Consider the following 2,813-nt stretch of genomic DNA (forward strand, 5'->3'; position numbering starts at 1 on the left):
GGCTTCCAAGCCACCTCGTTCATAACGATCAATCCAGTCGTAAACGCATGACCTGTGAGTAGAATACTTTTCGGATAGCTGATTGACAGTGGCGCCCTCCAGCCATAGGTGTATAGCCTCTAAACGAATAGATTCTCGAACATCATGGGAAATTTTACGGCCGTCGACTTTGCTCATGTACACCTCAAATATGAGGTGTCAGTTATACAGAAACTCTTGTCGGGAAGTTTTGGCCCAGATCAATAGCTATGGTCTATTAATCAGGCTGGTTCCTTACCTTTTGGGGCATGGCTTCAGTGGTTTCAGGCCATTTTCTGACGTTGTGAAAGCCTATGATCGTCTTGAATTATGGGATGTCGCATGGCATTCAACCGTTCAGAATCCCTGGCTCGGGATTGGCCCTCAACATTTTATAACGTTTATGGAGCGTGGGCCGGGCTCTCCCCATAACATTTTTTTGCAATGGCTTTCTGAATGGGGGGTTATAGCAACTTTATGTATTGTTTTAACTTTATCATGGGGTGCTCTTTCCTTTCTCAGAGGGTTAAGAGTACGACTCAATGAAGGTAAGTTATCCCTGCAACAACAGTGTATACAGATCAGTGTTTTATGGGCCTGTGTCAGTGCTATGGTTCATGCGCAAATCAGTGGTATATTGATTACCCCTATGAGTCAGTTATTAATGGTGCTTGTTGTTGGCTATTGTTTATCTGTTCATAACAAGGAAGGAAAAAAAGGCGAGAGCTATGTGAAATCTTCCAATGCTTTTGAGCAAGTTGTTTATTGCTTGATGAACGTTATGATCTTATTTTTGTCGTTGGCTTTTTATATGATTTTCTATTGGGAGTTTATTGAAGGTGGGTATCCCATTTCTCTTGATGGGGAGTCCATGGCTCCACGCTTCTGGCAGAATGGAGCCTTTCATTTATAGCTTTAATTCAGACGAATTTCTCTGGCCACCAGTTCTGGATTCAGCAGGCCTTCGTAAGAAAAGAACTCCTGTGTGCTGCCATTCTGATAGTTAACCTCATAAAGCATGAAGAAAGGAAATTCACTTCCCCAGGACATTTTACTGAAGTCTGCATGCCAACCCACAAATCTGTGACCCTGATAATCTCCCAGCTGACTGCCTAATAATGGCCTGAAGTTTTCTTTTCCAGAGCCTGTTGTTCTCAAGGTGTGATGACCGGTTTGAATAATCAACATCAGTTCTGAGCCTTGCTCTTTCTCAAAATAACGATCCACTTCACCCTGATAGATATATTGAAGGCTGACTGCGCCGGTTATTGCGGTTGATGTCAGTACCAATACAACTGTGATGACTCGAGCGGCAAGGGAGAGTTTTTTATGGTTCACAAGTGTGCGATTTTTCATCGTGCTGCCCTGATTGATAAGCCTGTAAATGGGTTATCGGTGCCCGCCTGAAAATCACGAGAAATAAGAATGTTAAAGAAGGAGTAATAAGCCTAAAGCTCTGGTTATAGGGGCCGAAACATCCAGCTAGAGACTGACCTGTGGGGCCCGGTGTTCGGCGGAGGGCAGCTATTCAATGACCGAGGATGACGAGATGAAAACATGGATGTCCAGGATGCTGGGTTTCACGCTGATCGAACTGATGATCGTAGTGGCGATCATTGGTATTCTGGCGGCAGTGGCGATTCCCCAGTACCAGAACTATACCCGTAACGCGACAGTGAATGCAGCTTTGAGTGAAGCAAGCCAGTATAAAACAGCGGTTGGTATTTGTGCTCAAACGAACCCAATTACTGACTGTGAAGCTAATACAAATGGAATTCCTTCTGTGAGCGCAGACAAGAAAGTAACAGCTATCTCAGATGGAGTGCTTACTATTACACCAGGTGGTGCATTTGCAGCTCAGACTTTAACATATACTCCAGATGCAACTGGCACAGTTTGGGTTCTAACCTGTAATGGGGGAGGAACTTTATGCAGTAATGAGTCACTGACTGATAGCCCAGATTTTTCTCCCTAAAAATAAATTTGGTTAGATCTGGAAAGGCTAGATGAAAATCTGGCCTTTTTTTTACCTGGATGTTTTGTAATGAAGGTAGGTGAGGCAGGAGAATATAAAAAGTATGAAGTTTGTATCATTGAAAGAATCGAATGACTTTAACTACTTCTGAAGTTGATATGTAGCCCTTAACGAGTCGTGCCTGATTCCTTGTCATATACGTTGCAGAGGCTATTTCCTGATCATTAGCGTCAAGCAAACCATTCCAACCTTTAAAACGTAAAGCCAGCTTTTTAGATCGACTTTCACCGACCTGAGGAATGCTTAACGCCCTTATCTGATTCTTAAAGGGCTGCGTCTGAACATGATGCAGTGCAGTTAACATTGATGAGGCAGAAGTTTCTGATAATCCAGCCTCTTTCAGACTGGAAAAAGAAAGCCTGAATACATCAGGCAGCTGATTGATAGCTCTATCTGCTATCAGCTTTTTAATCACATCTTCATGCAAATAAGGGATATCCAGCCTCATACCCAGCCACTTCAGGCGGGCAGTCAGTTGTTCTTCACAGCCTGGCTTTATCTCAAGACAAGAAAAAGCGTCGAATCTAGGGAACCTGCGAATAAGTCCCTGATCATGAGATAATAATCTCAGCAGCTTGATCAGAGGTAGTCATGGACCAACAACTCTCTTTTTCCGACAGTGAATTCAGCCAGAAGCGACGCAGAACTCGTAGGGAAATTTTTCTTGAAAGAATGGAGGTTCTGATTCCATGGAAACGCTTAGAGGCCGTAATCGAGCCCTATTACCCTAAGCGTGGCAACGGAAGACCTCCTTATCCTC

6 protein-coding genes are annotated in these 2,813 nt (G+C 43.7%); 3 read left to right on the top strand and 3 right to left on the bottom strand.

The features are described from left to right. The coding region (locus WG89_RS33085; protein WP_153301802.1) for a helix-turn-helix domain-containing protein at nucleotides 1-177 on the bottom strand (177 nt) is incomplete at its 3' end. 52 nt (nucleotides 178-229) lie between these two features. Between WG89_RS33085 and WG89_RS26785 the strand changes: the two genes are divergently transcribed. Continuing rightward, nucleotides 230-931 (top strand): O-antigen ligase family protein, encoded by a 702-nt coding sequence (locus tag WG89_RS26785; protein ID WP_172806931.1) that lies wholly within the window; start codon nucleotides 230-232, stop codon nucleotides 929-931. A gap of 2 nt (nucleotides 932-933) precedes the next feature. On the opposite strand, the gene WG89_RS26790 is transcribed toward WG89_RS26785, so the two are convergent. After that, nucleotides 934-1,374 carry a hypothetical protein gene (locus tag WG89_RS26790; protein WP_062270717.1) on the bottom strand — a complete coding sequence of 147 codons (441 nt, stop codon included), beginning with the start codon at nucleotides 1,372-1,374 and terminating at the stop codon, nucleotides 934-936. A gap of 193 nt (nucleotides 1,375-1,567) precedes the next feature. Between WG89_RS26790 and WG89_RS32430 the strand changes: the two genes are divergently transcribed. Next, nucleotides 1,568-1,993, top strand: a complete 426-nt coding sequence (locus WG89_RS32430) for a pilin (RefSeq protein WP_414630399.1) — start codon at nucleotides 1,568-1,570, stop codon at nucleotides 1,991-1,993. 115 nt (nucleotides 1,994-2,108) lie between these two features. On the opposite strand, the gene WG89_RS26800 is transcribed toward WG89_RS32430, so the two are convergent. Next, entirely contained in the window at nucleotides 2,109-2,501 is a 393-nt protein-coding gene (locus WG89_RS26800) for a hypothetical protein (protein WP_062270719.1), read from the bottom strand. 143 nt (nucleotides 2,502-2,644) lie between these two features. Here WG89_RS26800 and WG89_RS32435 point away from each other — a divergent pair. Continuing rightward, the coding region (locus tag WG89_RS32435) for a transposase (RefSeq protein ID WP_062260605.1) at nucleotides 2,645-2,813 on the top strand (169 nt) is incomplete at its 3' end.

This window comes from Endozoicomonas arenosclerae (assembly GCF_001562015.1).
GTDB lineage: Bacteria > Pseudomonadota > Gammaproteobacteria > Pseudomonadales > Endozoicomonadaceae > Endozoicomonas_A > Endozoicomonas_A arenosclerae.

Coding starts and splice junctions, on each gene's coding strand:
- WG89_RS26790 (WP_062270717.1), bottom strand. CDS start 1,374: ATGAAAAATCGCACACTTGTGAACCATAAAAAACTCTCCCTTGCCGCT.
- WG89_RS32430 (WP_414630399.1), top strand. CDS start 1,568: ATGAAAACATGGATGTCCAGGATGCTGGGTTTCACGCTGATCGAACTG.
- WG89_RS26800 (WP_062270719.1), bottom strand. CDS start 2,501: ATGAGGCTGGATATCCCTTATTTGCATGAAGATGTGATTAAAAAGCTG.